General features: G+C 37.9%; 17 protein-coding genes. 1 reads left to right on the plus strand and 16 read right to left on the minus strand.

What is annotated here, in order from left to right; translation table 11 throughout:
- On the plus strand, positions 1 to 1,746 hold the full coding sequence (gene aspS, locus SOM16_RS03590; protein WP_320462621.1) for an aspartate--tRNA ligase: 1,746 nt from the start codon (positions 1 to 3) through the stop codon (positions 1,744 to 1,746).
- Positions 1,747 to 2,014: 268 nt separating this feature from the next.
- Here the strand turns inward: aspS and SOM16_RS03595 are convergent, their stop codons facing one another.
- The 16 genes from SOM16_RS03595 to SOM16_RS03670 all read right to left on the minus strand — a co-directional run bounded on the left by SOM16_RS03595 (position 2,015) and on the right by SOM16_RS03670 (position 16,732).
- Positions 2,015 to 2,452, minus strand: coding sequence for a hypothetical protein (locus SOM16_RS03595; protein WP_320462622.1), 438 nt, complete (start codon positions 2,450 to 2,452; stop codon positions 2,015 to 2,017).
- The gene (locus tag SOM16_RS03600; protein ID WP_320462623.1) at positions 2,439 to 2,819 is read right to left on the minus strand and encodes a phage holin family protein; all 381 of its coding nucleotides are present in this window, start codon (positions 2,817 to 2,819) and stop codon (positions 2,439 to 2,441) included. Before SOM16_RS03600 ends, SOM16_RS03595 begins: the two co-directional genes overlap by 14 nt.
- Positions 2,820 to 2,874: 55 nt before the next feature.
- Entirely contained in the window at positions 2,875 to 3,141 is a 267-nt protein-coding gene (locus SOM16_RS03605) for a YtxH domain-containing protein (protein ID WP_088299745.1), read from the minus strand.
- Between the two features lie 70 nt (positions 3,142 to 3,211).
- Complete coding sequence (locus tag SOM16_RS03610) at positions 3,212 to 4,261, minus strand: AI-2E family transporter (protein WP_320462624.1); 1,050 nt, start codon at positions 4,259 to 4,261, stop codon at positions 3,212 to 3,214.
- A 63-nt stretch (positions 4,262 to 4,324) separates the two neighbouring features.
- Positions 4,325 to 5,737, minus strand: coding sequence for a sigma-54 dependent transcriptional regulator (locus SOM16_RS03615; RefSeq protein WP_320462625.1), 1,413 nt, complete (start codon positions 5,735 to 5,737; stop codon positions 4,325 to 4,327).
- A 167-nt stretch (positions 5,738 to 5,904) separates the two neighbouring features.
- Positions 5,905 to 6,684: an enoyl-CoA hydratase/isomerase family protein gene (locus tag SOM16_RS03620; RefSeq protein ID WP_320462626.1), complete on the minus strand. Its 780-nt coding sequence runs from the start codon at positions 6,682 to 6,684 to the stop codon at positions 5,905 to 5,907.
- 3 nt (positions 6,685 to 6,687) lie between these two features.
- Positions 6,688 to 7,107 (minus strand): cobalamin B12-binding domain-containing protein, encoded by a 420-nt coding sequence (locus tag SOM16_RS03625; RefSeq protein WP_320462627.1) that lies wholly within the window; start codon positions 7,105 to 7,107, stop codon positions 6,688 to 6,690.
- A 196-nt stretch (positions 7,108 to 7,303) separates the two neighbouring features.
- Entirely contained in the window at positions 7,304 to 8,587 is a 1,284-nt protein-coding gene (locus tag SOM16_RS03630; protein WP_320462628.1) for a nucleotide sugar dehydrogenase, read from the minus strand.
- A gap of 379 nt (positions 8,588 to 8,966) precedes the next feature.
- A complete protein-coding gene (gene rfbA, locus SOM16_RS03635) occupies positions 8,967 to 9,827 on the minus strand; it encodes a glucose-1-phosphate thymidylyltransferase RfbA (protein WP_320462629.1) in 861 nt (286 codons plus the stop codon).
- Between the two features lie 32 nt (positions 9,828 to 9,859).
- A complete protein-coding gene (rfbD, locus tag SOM16_RS03640; protein WP_320462630.1) occupies positions 9,860 to 10,726 on the minus strand; it encodes a dTDP-4-dehydrorhamnose reductase in 867 nt (288 codons plus the stop codon).
- Positions 10,719 to 11,267 (minus strand): dTDP-4-dehydrorhamnose 3,5-epimerase, encoded by a 549-nt coding sequence (gene rfbC, locus SOM16_RS03645; protein WP_320462631.1) that lies wholly within the window; start codon positions 11,265 to 11,267, stop codon positions 10,719 to 10,721. Before rfbC ends, rfbD begins: the two co-directional genes overlap by 8 nt.
- The gene (gene rfbB / locus SOM16_RS03650; protein WP_320462632.1) at positions 11,268 to 12,320 is read right to left on the minus strand and encodes a dTDP-glucose 4,6-dehydratase; all 1,053 of its coding nucleotides are present in this window, start codon (positions 12,318 to 12,320) and stop codon (positions 11,268 to 11,270) included.
- A 318-nt stretch (positions 12,321 to 12,638) separates the two neighbouring features.
- Positions 12,639 to 13,202: a DUF3109 family protein gene (locus SOM16_RS03655; RefSeq protein ID WP_320462672.1), complete on the minus strand. Its 564-nt coding sequence runs from the start codon at positions 13,200 to 13,202 to the stop codon at positions 12,639 to 12,641.
- 2 nt (positions 13,203 to 13,204) lie between these two features.
- Positions 13,205 to 13,978, minus strand: coding sequence for a DUF3108 domain-containing protein (locus SOM16_RS03660; RefSeq protein WP_320462633.1), 774 nt, complete (start codon positions 13,976 to 13,978; stop codon positions 13,205 to 13,207).
- A gap of 87 nt (positions 13,979 to 14,065) precedes the next feature.
- Entirely contained in the window at positions 14,066 to 14,581 is a 516-nt protein-coding gene (locus SOM16_RS03665) for a DUF2480 family protein (protein WP_320462634.1), read from the minus strand.
- Positions 14,582 to 14,647: 66 nt separating this feature from the next.
- Entirely contained in the window at positions 14,648 to 16,732 is a 2,085-nt protein-coding gene (locus SOM16_RS03670; protein WP_320462635.1) for a peptidylprolyl isomerase, read from the minus strand.
- Positions 16,733 to 16,905: the final 173 nt, after the last annotated feature.

Consider the following 16,905-nt stretch of genomic DNA (forward strand, 5'->3'; position numbering starts at 1 on the left):
ATGTTAAGAACAGTAACTTGTGGTGCACTAACCCTTAATAACTTAGGTGAAAGTGTAACCCTGTGTGGTTGGGTGCAAAAATCAAGAGATTTAGGTGGAATGACTTTTATAGACATTCGTGATCGTTATGGTATTACACAACTGGTTTTTAACATGGACGATAACCACGAACTATGCGAATCAGCACGTTCATTGGGTCGCGAATTTGTAATTAAAGCCACAGGTACAGTCGTAGAGCGAAGCAATAAAAATCCAAAAATGCCAACCGGCGATGTGGAAATTAAAATTTCAGCTTTGGAAATCTTAAATGCAGCGAAATTGCCACCTTTCATGATTGAAGATGAAACAGATGGTGGCGATGAGTTACGCATGAAGTATCGCTATCTGGATTTACGCCGTAACCCTGTTCGCAACAACCTCGTTTTACGTCATAAAATAGCTCAATCCGTTCGCCGTTATTTAGATGCGCTTGATTTTATTGAAGTGGAAACTCCGGTTTTAATTAAATCTACGCCAGAAGGTGCAAGAGATTTCGTTGTACCGAGCCGAATGAACGAGGGAGAGTTTTATGCCTTACCACAGTCGCCACAAACATTTAAGCAATTGCTGATGGTATCTGGCTTTGACCGTTATTTCCAAATTGTAAAATGTTTTAGAGACGAGGATTTAAGGGCAGATCGCCAGCCTGAATTTACGCAGATTGATTGTGAGATGTCTTTCATAGAGCAAGAAGATATTTTAAATACTTTTGAAGGCCTGATTCGCACTTTATTTAAGGAAGTGCGTAATTATGACTTGCCTGAAGTACCTCGGATGCAATATGCTGATGCCATGCGTTTATATGGTTCTGATAAACCAGATACCCGCTTCGATATGAAATTTGTGGAACTGAATGATCTTGCAAAAGGAAAAGGATTTCCCGTTTTCGATAACGCTGAACTGGTTGTTGGGATTAATGCAAAAGGTGCTGCCAGCTATACCCGTAAGCAACTAGATGAATTAACAGATTTTATTAAGCGCCCGCAGATTGGTGCAACCGGACTAATTTATGCACGCCATAATGAAGACGGAACGATTAAATCTTCAGTAGATAAATTCTTCAACGAAGCAGACTTGCAACAATGGAGTGAGGCTTTTGAAACTGAAAAAGGCGATTTACTTTTAATTTTAGCTGGCTCTACAGAAAAGGTTCGTAAACAACTGAATGAACTTCGTTTAGAAATGGGTAACCGTTTAGGCCTCCGCGATAAAAATACCTTCTCTGCACTTTGGGTATTGGATTTCCCACTTTTAGAATGGGATGAGGAAACCGAACGTTACCATGCCATGCATCACCCGTTCACCTCACCTAAACCGGAAGATATTGCGTTACTGGATACTGATCCTAAAAATGTTCGTGCCAATGCTTATGATATGGTAATTAATGGTACCGAAGTTGGCGGTGGATCTATCCGTATTCACGACCGTACACTTCAGGCACTTATGTTTAAGCATTTAGGTTTCAGCGCAGAAGAGGCACAAAAACAATTTGGTTTCTTAATGGATGCTTTTGAATTTGGCGCACCTCCACATGGTGGTATCGCTTTTGGTTTCGATCGTTTAACTTCAATTTTTGCAGGCCTGGATTCGATTCGCGATGTAATTGCCTTCCCTAAAAATAATTCTGGCAGAGATGTGATGATTGATAGTCCAAGTACTATTGATGATAAACAACTAAAAGAATTGAAAATTAAAACAGATTTGTAATAATAAGTTCATTCGTTCAATGGTCATTGGTTCAATGGTCCAGGAGCATAAATAGCATGGCTTATTAGTTAAGTGCAGAAAATAGGATTATTATCGGCTGGTGTCTCACCAACCCAGTAAGTCAAAAGACTTAGGGCTAGTTGACTATACGCCAACCTGTAAGATCAGGTTAAATAAAAAGCCTCAGAATTTTAAATCCTGAGGCTTTTTATTTATATAGTTTTTGCTTTTTGCCAACTAATGAACAGATGACTAATGAACCACTATACTAATACGTTTCACTATCCGGCGGAATGCCATAGTCGATAAATTTCTTTGCTTTTTTGTCTTTTCGGGTACCAAACCAACCTTTCACAGAATTATAAATGGCAGATAAATGCTCAGCATCTAAAGATTTCCCAACCTTTCCGGAGACAAGGCCAACGGCTGCTTTTGTTAAGAAACCTGCCCCTCTAAAAAGTGTTTTGTTCATCACCATGGGTAACAATAATGACATTGCAGTACCGCTGATATTTAATTTATCATCCGCTTTAAATAAGTTACTTGGAGTAGCATATTTTTTAATTAATGCACTGAAAGTAAATCGCTTTGCGAAAGTTTTACCATCGGCAATTAACAAATTCTGCTTAAGCGTATACTCTACTTTAAGCTCTAATTTTTTTGCCTGCAAATCGTCCAGATTGCTGATGTTTTTATAACTTCTCATCTTCTTCCTCCTTATCTGCAAGTTTGTTGAAATACTTATTAATTGCGATATTGATTATTGCCTTTTCAATATATTTATCTTTAGTTAAATACACCACCACGGCTAACAAAATGTAAATTAATGAAACGCAACCAAAGCCTCTGGTATAACTCCCTAAAACATCAGATAAGAAGAGGGCTAACGTTACACTACCAAATAAAAACGCCAGGATGAAGCATACAATTACTACCGTATTAGTAACTAAATCGGCAAATATTTTAGATACCTTTTCTACGAGGTAAAGTCGGGTGTATTCCACTCTAGCCTCTAAATAGCCTTTGGCATCCTCGAAAATATCCTCGATACCTTTCTCTTTATTTTCTTGCATAGTTAAGATGAAATTTAACCGGGCGCTGTTAAACGCCCGGCTATTATTTTATTGCTTATGCGTGCTCTACGTCGTCACTATACTCTTCTTCAACACTTCTCAATTTGGTTTTAATTGAGGTTACAACTTTGTCTTTAAGGCTAGATAAACTGTTAATTTCATCAGCAGCTTTATCTTTGATAGAATCGCCTAAATCTTTTAAAGACTGGCTTAATTTGTCGCGGGTTTCGTCACCCTTGTCAGGTGCAAATAAGATACCTAAAGCGGCACCGGCAGCTAATCCTGCTAAAAGAGCAACTACAACTTTCGAGTTATCATTCATAATTATGTATTTTAAGGGTTTAACGTTTCTAATATAAGAAATACCGTCTTATTTATTGTTAAGCTATGGATTATAACTCATTATGCTCAATATTTGTTTTAATTCTTTCTAATCTTTCTGATGCCAATGTACTGGATTCATAAATCTTGATCAGCAGAATAAAATAAGATAGTAAAAGTGGTCCAAAAACAAGTCCAAGTATTCCAAATAATGGAATACCAATAATTACGCCAATCACGGTTATAATCGGATGAATATTCCCTACTTTTTTCGCAATAACAAACCTGAGTACGTTATCAATATTAATAACGACGATAAAGCCGAATGCAAGCATGGCCCATCCTTCAAAGTTATGGCCATTCACAATTTGCAAAATTGCTGCAGGTACAAACACTACTGGTGGCCCTAAAATAGGAATAAAAGAGATAAATGCAGTGATTACTCCCCAAAACATGGGATCCTGATAGCCCAATACATAAAATGACAGACTTACCAGAGAACCTTGCACCAAACAAATTAAGCCTTGGCCAATTACATTTGCAAATGTGGTATTCTTCATTTCATTCCCAAAACGAAGGGCATTCTGTTCACGGAAAGGTGCATATTTTACCAATGAAGCCTCGAATTGCTTTCGCTCAATTAACATAAAGTAGAGTAAAAAGTACACCACCAATAGACTAAGTACAATATTTACAGCGCTTGAAATTAATGATGGAAAAAGTTGGGTTGCCCAATTGCCTATTCGATTTAAACCCTCCTGAATTAAATGCTCGTTAACCTCGAAAGGCAGAAGGTGTTGAAGTTTTACCAATAAATTTTTAAAGAAGATTTCATTATGCCTCAGTTCTGAAATCTTACTGATCACCATACTACTCAGGGCATAAAACGGAAGTACGATGAGCACCACACTAATAGCGATGATGAGGATGGCAACAAAACGTTTGTTCCAGTTTTTAACTTCAGCCAGGTGAATGTAAATCGGGCGAAAAATGGTATACAACACTAATGTACTCAGTATTGCCGAAAAAATATCTTGTAAGGAATATGCGATGAGCACGCCAAGTGCGATAATAATAACCAGATTAATGTTTTGGCGTTGTTTATAAGAAAATACAGACATAAGTTAATGCTCGGTACATCATGAATAGCAATCAATTTGTTTTAACGATGATCATATTACAGTTTATCCGTCTAACTTAATAGTTTTCATCTTGTTGTAAAGTGTTTTCCGGTCTATTTTTAAAATTTGTGCAGCTTTGGTTTTATTGAAATTAACCTTCATTAGAACACTTAAAATCGCATCATATTCTGCTTCCTGCGCAGCATTCTTTAAATCAACATATTTATTTTCAACTTCTGGCTTGGCCTGAGAAAGGGATTTATCTGTTGCATAATCTTTAACATAATTCAGCAATTCTAAAGGTAAAACATCTACCTGTATCTCGCTGCCATCTGTTAATAATGCGAGTCTTCTTACTACGTTTCTTAACTCGCGTACGTTACCTGGCCACCCATAATTAAGAAAACATTTTTTAACCCCTTCAGAAAAGCCCTTTATCTTTTTATTCAGTTCGGTATTGGCAACCGTAAGAAATTGATTGGCAAAAATTAGCACGTCGTTGCCGCGTTCTTTAAGCGAAGGTATATGAATAGAAAACTCATTAAAGCGATGAAATAGATCTTCTCTAAAAGTACCTTTATCAATATTTATAGCCAAATCCTCGTTTGTTGCAACAATGATTCTAACATCGAGCTCAATCTCTTTTGTACTGCCAATACGTTTTACTTTTCGCTCCTGAACTGCTCTTAATAAAGTCGCCTGTATTTCATATGATAAATTACCGATCTCATCTAAAAAAAGTGTACCTCCATTTGCTTGCTCAAAATGACCTATTTTAGTAAATAATGCACCGGTAAAAGCACCTTTTTCATGCCCAAAAAATTCACTTCCAGCAAGTTCTTTGGTTAATGAGCCACAGTCCATTGCCACAAAAGGCTGATCTCTTCTCAAACTATTTAAATGAATCGCTTTTGCTACGCATTCTTTACCTGTACCACTTTTGCCAGTTAGAATGATGCTATATGATGTTGGTGCTATTAACCGGATCTGCTTGAAGAGTTTTGCAGAAGCATCACTTTCTCCATCTATGTATTTGCCATAATCCACGTAATCTGGCTCAGGCACTGTATCAGTCCGGCTCTCTGTACGTGTTTTTGTTTCTTTTAAAGTTTTTTGTGCTGCTAATGCTTTCTTAATGGTATTTAAAATTTCATCCGGGTATAGTGGTTTAGTAATGTAATCATATGCGCCGAGTTTAATTAACTCTACAGCAAGTTTGATATCAGAATATCCCGTGATGATAATTACACTAGTGGAAGGATAATCTTCTTTTACTTTAATTAAAATTTCCCGACCATCTGTATCATGAAGACGGTAGTCGCAAAGAATTAAATCAAATGTTTCTTCCGCCAGAATTTTCATTGCAGAGGCACCGGATACAGCATTGGCCACTTCAAAACCATCTCTAGTAAGAAATTTTGAAAGGAGCAAACCTATGTTCACTTCATCATCTACTATTAAAATCTTCTTTTTCATGAGCACTATACTGTTATTGGCTAAAAGACCGCCATATTAATGGACAGAAACTCTTTTAAGAAAGCGGTTACCTTTGACAATCAAGGGATACACAATCCTTTAACACATTTGTAAATTGGAAATATTCCTCAAATTAATATAAAAACGTAACTAATCGGCTGCTTTTTTTAATTTCCTTTAAAAGAGGCTTTGCGTTTATCAACAAAAGCAGATACCCCCTCTTTAAAATCATTTGTTTCGAAACACTTTCCAAATTCGGCTATCTCAACCTGGAATCCATTATCTTCATTAATAGATGCGTTAACGGATTTTATTGCAGCTGCAACAGCTAGGGGTGCGCGTTGTTTAATTAGGTTTAATATCTCTTCTGCTTTTGCAATTAAATCTGCCTGTGCTACAGTATGGTTCAGGAGGCCAAATTTTAGAGCTTCACTGGCTGTGATCATCCCTGCTGTTGTAATTAACTCAATTGCTTTTCCTTTTCCCACCAGTTGTGTTAATCTTTGCGTTCCGCCATAACCTGGAATTAGGCCCAGCGTTACTTCTGGTAATCCTAATTTAGCGGTGTCTGCTGCAACCCGCATGTGGCAGGCCATTGCCAATTCTAAACCTCCGCCTAATGCAAAACCATTAATAGCAGCAACGAACGGCTTGGTTGATTTTTCAATCGCATCAAAAACATTAATTTGTCCTGTTCTGGCTAACTCTTCGCCCTGTTCTCCCGTATAATCAGAAAATTCTTTAATGTCTGCTCCGGCTACAAAAGCTTTTTCTCCTGCCCCGGTGAGAATTACCCCTCTTACCTCTGCCGTTTTATTCGCAAAAACAACTACATCGGCAAGTTCGGCAAGTGTTGCCTTATTTAAAGCATTTAATGCCTTTTCACGATTTATGGTAACGTAAAGTATGTTTTCTCTAATTTCTGAAATTAAATTCTGATATGCCATAGTTTAAAAATTTCTATTCGTTGTAACCCAATTTTGAATATATTCTACTATGCTAGCCATGGTGGTTCCTGGTGGGAATAACGCTCCTACACCCATTTCTGCCAGTTTCTGACGGTCACTTTCGGGGATAATCCCTCCTCCTGTTAACAATACATCATCCAATTGCTTTTCTTTCATAAAATGGATAATTTTTGGAAAAACCGTCATATGTGCACCAGAAAGAATTGATATGCCAATAGCATCTACATCTTCCTGTAAAGCCGTATTAACTACCATTTCCGGAGTTTGGCGTAAGCCAGTATAAATCACTTCCATACCAGCATCACGTAGTGAAGTGGCGATCACTTTAGCTCCTCTATCATGACCATCCAAGCCAACTTTAGCGACTAAGACACGTATGGGCCTGTTTAATCCTGTGCTCATTATTCATATTAAGTTAATGTAAATGTATCGATTTTGATGAGATAAGGAAATAGGCAATGAAGAAATGAAAAAGAGAATTAAGAAAAGACGTAATAAGGAGCTTTTTGTTTTTTCAATTTCCTAGTCTTTTACAATAAACTCTCTGCTTTCGCTCCTTGGTCTTTGTTCCTTGCTCTTTGCTCCTTATTCCTCCTCCTCAAAGCCTCGCATCAACGTCATCCCGGTTAATAAAAGACTTGGTATCAAAAATAATCACGCCCTGCTGCTTTAATAAGCTGAAATTTATATTTTGAAATTCTTGATGAGCCACGGCAAGTATGATGGCATCATACAATGTAAAATCACCTTCCGGAATCAATTTAACACCGTATTCATGATGAACATTTTCCCCATTGGCCCAGGGATCATGAATATCAGCTTGAATGCTGAATGACTGCAGCTCTTTATAAATATCGATAACTTTCGTATTTCTGGTATCCGGACAATTTTCTTTAAAGGTGAAACCGAGGATTAGCACTTTAGCATGTTGAATCTGCTTATTCCTTGCAACAAGCATTTTGATTACTTTATTCGCCACAAACATGCCCATATTATCATTTACCCGCCTGCCGGAAAGAATTACTTCAGGTTTATATCCCAAAGCTTCAGATTTATGAGCCAAGTAATAAGGATCAACACCTATACAGTGGCCGCCAACCAGACCCGGTTTATAGTTTAGAAAATTCCATTTTGTAGCTGCTGCTGCCAACACATCCGAAGTATCAATTTCCATCCTGTCGAAAATGAGCGCCAGTTCGTTTACAAAAGAAATATTAACATCCCGTTGTGCATTTTCTATGGCCTTAGAAGCTTCTGCAACTTTTATACTGGGTGCCAAGTGGGTACCAGCCGTGATAATTGAGGAATAAAGCTCATTAACTACTACTGCGATTCCTGGCGTAGAACCAGAAGTAACTTTTTTGATCTTCGTTAGTGTATTAACCTTGTCTCCCGGATTAATTCGCTCAGGAGAATACCCGCAAAAGAAATCCCGATTGTATTTTAAGCCAGAAACCCGTTCGAGTTCGGGTACACAATCTTCTTCTGTACAACCAGGATAAACGGTTGATTCATAAATCACCAGGTCATCTTTTTTTAAGAGAGAACCGATCATCTGACTGGCCTTTAATAAGGGTTGAAGATCAGGCCTTTTTAAATGATCAATAGGCGTAGGAACGGTAACAATATAGATGTTGCAGGTAGAAAGATCGGCCAGATTGGAAGTGAGCGTAAGGCCTTTTCCTATCCCAATGGGATGAAGTACCTGGGCAAGGTCATCAAGATTGGCCTCATGGGTAAGGTCAACCAGTTCATTTAAACTTTTAACCCTGCTACCGTTAATATCGAAGCCAATCACCCTGAAGTGTTTAGCAAATTCTATAGCCAGTGGCAGGCCAACGTAGCCAAGGCCAATAATTGCAATGATTTTTTTCGTATCCATTAATCTTCTGATCAGGCCAAAGATAGGGCTTAAATTCTGATTTCGGAATTTAAGCGGCAATACAGATTTGCCCCACGCGGCGGCTTAATATAAGTTCAACACGACCACTATCGGTTAGTTCTTCACCATCCGAAACGCCTCATTTTGAGAAAAAAAGACATCAATAAAATAATCAGTTTGATCGGTGAGGCACGCGACCGATAAAAGCCATCATCCTCCTGAACTCGATTGAGGATCTTTGCAATAACTATCTTGCTAACTCTTTTACGCTTGCTATCATCCTGAGCCTGTCGAAAGACTTATAAATTGTGCTTATAGGTGTTTCAACAAGCTCAACATGACAAATTTTATCTTAAATAATTGGTAAAATACCAATCACCTACTTAATCTGTTTCAACAGGTAAGAACCATATCCACTTTTCACCAATGGTGTAGCAATAGCTTTAAGCTGCTCAGCATCAATGAATCCCATGCGATAGGCAATTTCTTCAATACATCCAATCTTTAAACCCTGACGCTCCTCAATAATCTGTACAAATTGGCCAGCCTGCATCAGTGAAGTAAAGGTTCCGGTATCCAGCCAGGCTGTACCACGACTCAAAACACCTACTTTCAATTTACCACGTTCCAGGTATACCCGGTTAATGTCGGTAATTTCATATTCGCCACGTGGAGAGGGTTTAATATTTTTAGCAATCTCTACCACTTCATTATCGTAGAAATACAAGCCCGGAACCGCATAATCAGATTTTGGGGAAACAGGTTTCTCTTCAATAGAGATGGCTTTCTTGTTGGCATCAAATTCCACTACGCCATAACGTTCCGGATCAGAAACCTGGTAAGCAAATACCACACCACCATCAGGATCAGAACTGGCTTGAAGTAATTTCGCCATGCCATCGCCATGAAAAATGTTATCACCAAGAACCAATGCTACTTTATCTTTACCGATAAATTCTTCACCAATCACAAAGGCTTGTGCCAATCCATTTGGCTCTGCCTGTACAGCATAACTGAGTTTACAGCCAATGGCAGATCCGTCACCCAATAATTTTTCAAAATTAGGCAGGTCATGTGGGGTAGAAATAATAAGAATTTCTTTGATTCCGGCTAACATTAAAGTAGAAAGCGGATAGTAAATCATCGGCTTATCATAAACCGGCATCATTTGTTTGCTACAGGCAAGCGTTAAGGGGTGCAAGCGTGTACCGCTTCCTCCGGCAAGAATTATACCTTTCATATTAATATTAAGATTTGCTATGAGCGAAATGTCTAATGATTGTTTTCTTTTAATTTATCAATACAGGCCACTAAACTGTCCCTCCAGTAGGGGATGGTAAGTTTAAAGGTCTCTTTAATTTTGCTTTTGTCCATTACAGAAAACGCCGGTCGGGTAGCTTTAGTAGGATAAGCAGAACCAGGGATAGGGTTAACCTTTACTTGGGTTTCACTAATCTCAAAAATACCTTTGGCAAAATCAAACCAGGAGGTGACACCTTCATTGCTGTAATGGTAAACGCCATAAGCAACAGAATCAGAATCAATGATGTCAAAAATGGTATTCGCCAAATCAATAGCGTAAGTAGGGGTACCTACCTGATCGGCAATGATGTTTAATTCATCTCGATCGGCACCTAACTTTAACATCGTTTTCACAAAATTATTGGCATATTCTGAATATAACCAGCTCGTACGAAGAATAAAATGTTCCTTTAATAATGCAATAACAGCTTTCTCTCCATCAAGTTTAGTTTGACCATAAACATTAATCGGATTCGCTATATCATCTTCAACAAGAAGTTTCACCTCATTCCCTTCAAATACGAAATCAGTAGAAACGTGTATTAATGTAGCGCCATTTGCATCACAGGCGATTGCCAGATTTGCTGCACCGGTTTCATTAACAGCTTTGGCCAATTCTACTTCGTCTTCTGCTTTATCAACAGCGGTATAGGCTGCACAGTTAATCACAAAAGCAGGCTGTTCTTTAGCTAAAAGCGACTGAAGGCCTTCCTGATTTAAAATGTTAGCATCAGTTTCTGATGGAAATACGATATCAGTGATATCCCGTCTGGCAGCTACTGTTTTTAAACACTGTCCCAGCTGTCCGCCAGCACCAATTACGAGTATTTTACCCATGATGTAATTCTGCAAAAGTTTTTAATAAAAGATCTTTATCTGATACAGACTGCTGATCTTCCGGAATCATCCAGTCGATATTTAAATCCGTATCGTTAAATATTACACCGGTTTCAGAGGCCTTATTAAAGAAATTATCACATTTATAAAGAAATTCAGCAGTCTCACTCAATACAGAGAAGCCATGCACAAAACCCCTTGGAATATACAATTGCAATTTGTTCTCAGCACTCAAACGCACAGCAACATGCTGGCCATAAGTAGGAGAACCCGGACGGGCATCTACAGCTACATCCAACACTTCTCCTTTAGTTACACGCACCAGCTTTGCTTGTGCAAATGCACCAGTTTGGGCATGTAAACCACGAATAACGCCATAGGAAGAATAAGACTGGTTATCCTGAACGAACTCGCCCGATAATCCTGTTTTCTCTTCAAAGGTTTGTTTATTGAAGCTTTCAAAGAAGTATCCCCTTGGATCATCAAATACCCTTGGCTTAATAATAATACAGTCTGCTAAACCCGTTTGTTCAATTTCCATTTATTTTTCGCTATACTGTTTGTCGTAATAAGACTGATAGTTCCCGGAAGTAACATTGTTTAACCATTCTTCATTTTGAAGATACCAGTCAACGGTTTTGGCTAAGCCTTCTTCAAATTGTAGACTTGGCACCCAATCCAACTGATTTTGCAGCTTTGAAGAATCAATAGCATAACGTAAATCATGTCCGGCACGATCGGTAACATAGGTAATCAGTTTGGCTGATTCCCCTTTTTCACGACCTAACTTCTCGTCCATAATTTCGCAAAGCAGATTGATCAGGTCAATATTTTTCCATTCGTTATGGCCACCAATATTATAAGTATCACCCGTTTTAGAATGGTGGAAAATAACGTCGATAGCTCTTGCGTGGTCTTCCACCCATAACCAGTCACGTACATTTTCGCCCTTACCGTAAACCGGAACAGGTTTATTATTTTTAATATTATTAATCGCTAAAGGAATTAATTTTTCCGGAAAATGATGTGAACCATAGTTATTGGAACAATTAGAAATTACACAATCCATTCCATAAGTATCATGATAAGCACGAACAAAATGATCTGAGCTTGCTTTTGAGGCAGAATATGGACTATGCGGATCATAAGCAGTAGTTTCCGTAAACATACCTTCTTCACCTAATGCACCATATACTTCATCAGTACTTACATGATAAAAACGTTTTTGATCATATGCGCCTTTCCAGCTTTCACGCGCTGCATTTAACAGGTTAACGGTTCCGATAACATTCGTCATCACAAAAGCAGTAGGATCAGTAATGGAACGATCTACGTGACTTTCTGCTGCCAGGTGAATCACGGCATCAAAGTTTTCTTTTTGGAACAATTCACTCATGGCAACAGCATCAGTGATATCCTCCTTTACAAAACGATAATTAGCTTCGTTTTCAATGTCGGTTAAATTAGCCAGGTTACCTGCATAGGTAAGCTTATCTAGATTTACGATTTCGTAACTTGGATAGTTTTTAACAAATCGACGTACTACATGAGAGCCTATAAAGCCTGCCCCACCGGTGATTAGAATTTTTTTCACAGTTATTAAATGTTTACAATCGGCTAAAATAACATAGTTATTACATATAAACAACTTAAGTAGATAATCTATAGAATTCAGGGGTTAAAAAATTTTTAAAAGTTCGCCCCGCTAAAACTCAGTCCTTTAGGTAATATGGAGAAAACTACCAAAAATTTGAAGTACCATTCCGAGCGGATGATACTCACTGCCTAGCCATGTTCCATTGCAGTCCTATCCCATGATAGTTGCATATAAGCGCATATCTTATGCATGCATAACAAACCTGTTCGCTTCTTCATCCCCTGAAATTTAAACAGTTTCTAATTAATGCTGGTTTTACATTGCTGCAACAGAACTTTCTAATTCTTTGTACCATTCTTCTCCGTACTTACGAATTAGTGGTCCCTTCAAAAAACTATAAACAGGAACTTTCAGCTCTCTTCCAAAGGTACAGGCGTCATGGCAAATATGCCAGCGGTCGTAATTTAAGACATCAAACTCCGGGTATTTGGTAATACGAATGGGATATAAGTGACAGGAGATGGGTTTCTGCCATTCCACAATACCTTGTTCATAGGCTTTTTCTATGGCACATTTAGTAATGCCATTCTCAAAAAGCACATACGCACATTCTTTATTTTTATCCACACAAGGAGTGGTTAAATCGCCATCTTCATCAATCACATAAGCACCTTGTTCTTCTATGGCTTTAATTCCTTTTTCATTCAAAAGATGTTTGATTTTCGGATAAATCTCTTCGAGAATAGCCGTCTCGTCATGGTCTAGCGGCGCACCAGAATCGCCCTCTACGCAACAAATCCCTTTACATTTGCTTAGATTACAAACGAAATTCTCCTTTAAAACATCTTCGTGCACAAGCACCTGTTCAACTTCTATCATCATTATTCTTTTGCCAACGCGTATTTTAAGCCTGCGGCTGATTTTAATTCCATAGTTACCGCCCCTACCAATATCTCTACCTGTGCCTTTACAGGTACGCGGTTCCCATCATCCGTTACCCAAAGATACAGGCGACTGTCTTTCTTAAAAATTCTCCCGGGCTTAATAGAGGGACTAAATTTAAGGCACCGGATATTGCCCAGTTTACTTTTGATGGTCTCTTTTCCCACATATTCTATTTCTAAAGCAGAAATTTCATCCTGCAAAAAATAGTTAAGTTTAAAAGTATCTCCTACCTTCATTTTACTCACATCCAAACTCCTGGCGAAATAATAGGCAGAAACCAAATCGAAAGTCTGTGTAGTAGGTGTGTTAAAGGTACCTCTGTTAGAAACTACCTTTTTACCATCCTGATTAAACCTCGCCTTATCTTGTCTTTTATAGCTGGATTCCCTGATGTTTTCCTGATAGAAATAAGGTAACAAGTCCGTTTTATCAATATAAGAATCATAACGATCTCTGATCTTGTAAAAAACATCAAAAGTACCAGAAGTTTGTGCATCAACTGAAATCCGGTAAGTAGGCTTATTATCAAACCTAAGATCAGAATTGGTTACTTTTATCGTAGCTTCTGCTGCCGTAATAAAGCCATATCTAAGTCGGTATTGCAATACCTCACCTTCCTGAAAAACAGGCTCTTTTTTTAATGGTAACTGCTGTGAAAAACCCGCCAATGTTAGAAAAACTGCCGAGATGGTGATTAATAATTGTTTCATTTGCTTATTTGTGTCAATGGTGGAGATTCGAAATCATAACCCTCAATTACAGAATCTTTAGGAAAGATATACAAAAAGCAAACCAATTTAATCTTTTCTTTTGAATACAGGAACTGTTGAGCATGGCTCACCGAACATAATGCTCTTTACTACAGGCGTAAGTAAATTGGTAATTTCCACGTAGGCAGATACTGGGATATCAATATCACCACAGCCTTTTACCACTACACGCTCATTGGCATAATCAGCAGGATTTATTTTTGATAAAGCTTTTGTAAACATTACCGCTTCGAGCGTATCTAAGCCACCAAAAACCACTTCATTAGCATATGGTTTAATTCTATTGGCCAGGAGCATATAAGCCCATGTAGGTACAATCGCATCTGCAGAACATATAATACCTACATTCTGATCTTGGTATTGCGCCCAATCATGGTCTTTGATAAAGGCCCTGAAATCTTTTTCCCTTAACATGAGGCCATGGAAAAGATTGTCCTTAATATCATAAAGAACTCTTTCACCTTTGTGATAAAAGTCTTCCAGATTTAAAGTAATTAATCCGCTACTGGCAACTTTATTAATAATATTTTCCTGAATCTCCATGGCATTGAAATAAAAAAACCGTTCTGATTAAACATCAGAACGGTTGCAAAATTACGCAATTTCTAATTAATAGAATTTCACACGATTGTCTTTTATCTTTGCATTATCTTGTAATGCCTGGAAAGCAGATTGTAAAGAACGCTGGCCTAAGCTTAATAGCATTCCTTCTTTTTGTTTGAACATGTTCGCAATTGGTGCAGGATTCGTAAATCCATCAACCGTGAATACATAAACACCACGATCGCCATCAATCGGAGCAGAAACTTTACCTGGCTGAGAACCAAATACACTACCCACTAATTTATTTTCCTGTGCAATACCCGGAATAATCGGATTTGCAAAAACTATATTTTGAACTGGGTTTACAGTGCGACCAAGTTTGGAAGCTATCTGTGCTAAACCTGTTTTGCCTGCACTGTTGAACTTTTCTTTCAACATTTTAGCTTTCACAGCATTACGAACCATTGGTTCGATTTCTTTTTTAACCTGCGCTAAGGTTAAAGTACCTTTTGGCTTAATATCAGTTAAGTGCGCAACAACATAAGCATTCGTCATGGTATAGATTTCCGGTAAAACATCACCTTGATCTGCCGAATAAGCATCCTGAATTAACTTACGTGGGTTATCTAAACCTGGAGCAAAACCTTGAGTTGGCGTAATCTTATCAGCTACCGCAACTTTAAGTCCTTTTTCTTTTGCATAAGCTGCGAAGTCTTTTCCTTTAACATCGTTTAAGAAACTGCTTGCCGCTTTATAGGCCGTAGCTTGTGTTTTACTACTTGCAGCTAAAGCTTTCTCAATGTATGCCAACTTAGCAACTTTAGAAGAACCAATTTGCTTTTCAATTTTAATTACGTGTACACCGAACTGAGATTTTACAACTTTAATATCACCAGCTTTACCTTCAAACACTGCGTTTTCGAATTCAGGAACCATTGCTCCACGAGCGAAAGTACCCAATTCTCCACCTTTGTCTTTAGATCCATCTACGCTGTAGGTTTGAGCCAACTGCGCAAAATTACCACCATTAGCGATTAGCGTTTTTAATGAATCTGCTAATTTTACTGCTTTATCTTCACCGCCAATTTTAGCCGGATCAATTAAAATATGGCTGGCTTTAACTGAATCTGGAGAGAAACGGGTATCTACTACTTTTACTAATTTATAAGAGTTATTAGATAAAACCGGACCATAATAACTTCCGGCAGGTAATGCAAAAACTGCTGAATCTACTGCCGGGTCTAATTTACCTTTGGTTAAGTAAGTAAAAGGAACTTTAACTTCCGAATTAATAGCGGCAAATAAAGAGTCATTTTTAGCTACTTTGAAGTCAGCTGCAATTTTCTCAACCTGCGCTTTTACTGCAGCAGAATCTGCCGTAGTTGGACTAATGCTAAAGGTTACATAATCAAAAGAACGGTTTTCCTGAGGATTGTTGAAGCGTGCTTTGTTCTGATCATAATAGTCAGAATAGTCGCCATCAGTTAATTTCACAGATGCATCCGGAACACTGGTATAATCTAAACTTACATATTTAAAGTTCGCCAGTTTATTGCGGTTAGTATATTCATCTGTAGCCTCAAGTGACGTTACGTAAACAGAATTGCGAATTAAATTAGAATATTTAGTCTGCAATGCCTGGTTAGTAATTTCCTGTTGCAACATAGTAGACTGTTGAAGTGCCTGAGGTTCTTTAGATTTTAAAAAGTTCATCAATGTTGCACGGTCTAATTGCCCAGTTTGAGGATTCGCAAAATATTGTTTAATTAATGGGCTTGGATTTTGACCTTGCAAAAGATCTAACAACTCATCTTCAGAAACAGTAAGTCCTAAACGATCATATTCTTTTGTTAACAATACTTTTCCAAGTTCAGCATTCCAGGCTTGATCTACTGCCATTGCAGTCATCTGTGGATTTAAGCTTCCTCCGTATTGTTGTTTAAATTGATTTAAGCTTTGATCTACTTTTGGCTGGAAATCATCAATACTGATGTCATTGCCGTCTACAGAACCAACTACCTTTTGGTTTGCTGACCAGAAAGGTTTACCCACGTTAATTGCATCACCTACTAAAAATGCAACAATTGCAAAACCTATAGCGAAGACCAGGATATAGCCTGCACGGTTACGCAAAAATGTCATTAATCCCATATTGTACTTTATAAATTTATTTAGTTTTTTTTAAGAGGGCGCAAGATACAAATTTGCCTTAAAAAAGAAAACACAAAATTTTATTTATCAAGTGTTTAATTTTTAAGCAAATAGAATAAGGAAAATAGGGGATTGGAGAAGGGAGAAATAGGGAAAGGGAAATACAAAATCGG

Source organism: Pedobacter sp. CFBP9032, from assembly GCF_034045265.1.
Taxonomy (GTDB): domain Bacteria; phylum Bacteroidota; class Bacteroidia; order Sphingobacteriales; family Sphingobacteriaceae; genus Pedobacter.

Coding starts and splice junctions, on each gene's coding strand:
- aspS (WP_320462621.1), top strand. CDS start 1: ATGTTAAGAACAGTAACTTGTGGTGCACTAACCCTTAATAACTTAGGT.
- SOM16_RS03595 (WP_320462622.1), bottom strand. CDS start 2,452: ATGAGAAGTTATAAAAACATCAGCAATCTGGACGATTTGCAGGCAAAA.
- SOM16_RS03600 (WP_320462623.1), bottom strand. CDS start 2,819: ATGCAAGAAAATAAAGAGAAAGGTATCGAGGATATTTTCGAGGATGCC.
- SOM16_RS03605 (WP_088299745.1), bottom strand. CDS start 3,141: ATGAATGATAACTCGAAAGTTGTAGTTGCTCTTTTAGCAGGATTAGCT.
- SOM16_RS03610 (WP_320462624.1), bottom strand. CDS start 4,261: ATGTCTGTATTTTCTTATAAACAACGCCAAAACATTAATCTGGTTATT.
- SOM16_RS03615 (WP_320462625.1), bottom strand. CDS start 5,737: ATGAAAAAGAAGATTTTAATAGTAGATGATGAAGTGAACATAGGTTTG.
- SOM16_RS03620 (WP_320462626.1), bottom strand. CDS start 6,684: ATGGCATATCAGAATTTAATTTCAGAAATTAGAGAAAACATACTTTAC.
- SOM16_RS03625 (WP_320462627.1), bottom strand. CDS start 7,107: ATGAGCACAGGATTAAACAGGCCCATACGTGTCTTAGTCGCTAAAGTT.
- SOM16_RS03630 (WP_320462628.1), bottom strand. CDS start 8,587: ATGGATACGAAAAAAATCATTGCAATTATTGGCCTTGGCTACGTTGGC.
- rfbA (WP_320462629.1), bottom strand. CDS start 9,827: ATGAAAGGTATAATTCTTGCCGGAGGAAGCGGTACACGCTTGCACCCC.
- rfbD (WP_320462630.1), bottom strand. CDS start 10,726: ATGGGTAAAATACTCGTAATTGGTGCTGGCGGACAGCTGGGACAGTGT.
- rfbC (WP_320462631.1), bottom strand. CDS start 11,267: ATGGAAATTGAACAAACGGGTTTAGCAGACTGTATTATTATTAAGCCA.
- SOM16_RS03655 (WP_320462672.1), bottom strand. CDS start 13,202: ATGATAGAAGTTGAACAGGTGCTTGTGCACGAAGATGTTTTAAAGGAG.
- SOM16_RS03660 (WP_320462633.1), bottom strand. CDS start 13,978: ATGAAACAATTATTAATCACCATCTCGGCAGTTTTTCTAACATTGGCG.
- SOM16_RS03665 (WP_320462634.1), bottom strand. CDS start 14,581: ATGGAGATTCAGGAAAATATTATTAATAAAGTTGCCAGTAGCGGATTA.
- SOM16_RS03670 (WP_320462635.1), bottom strand. CDS start 16,732: ATGGGATTAATGACATTTTTGCGTAACCGTGCAGGCTATATCCTGGTC.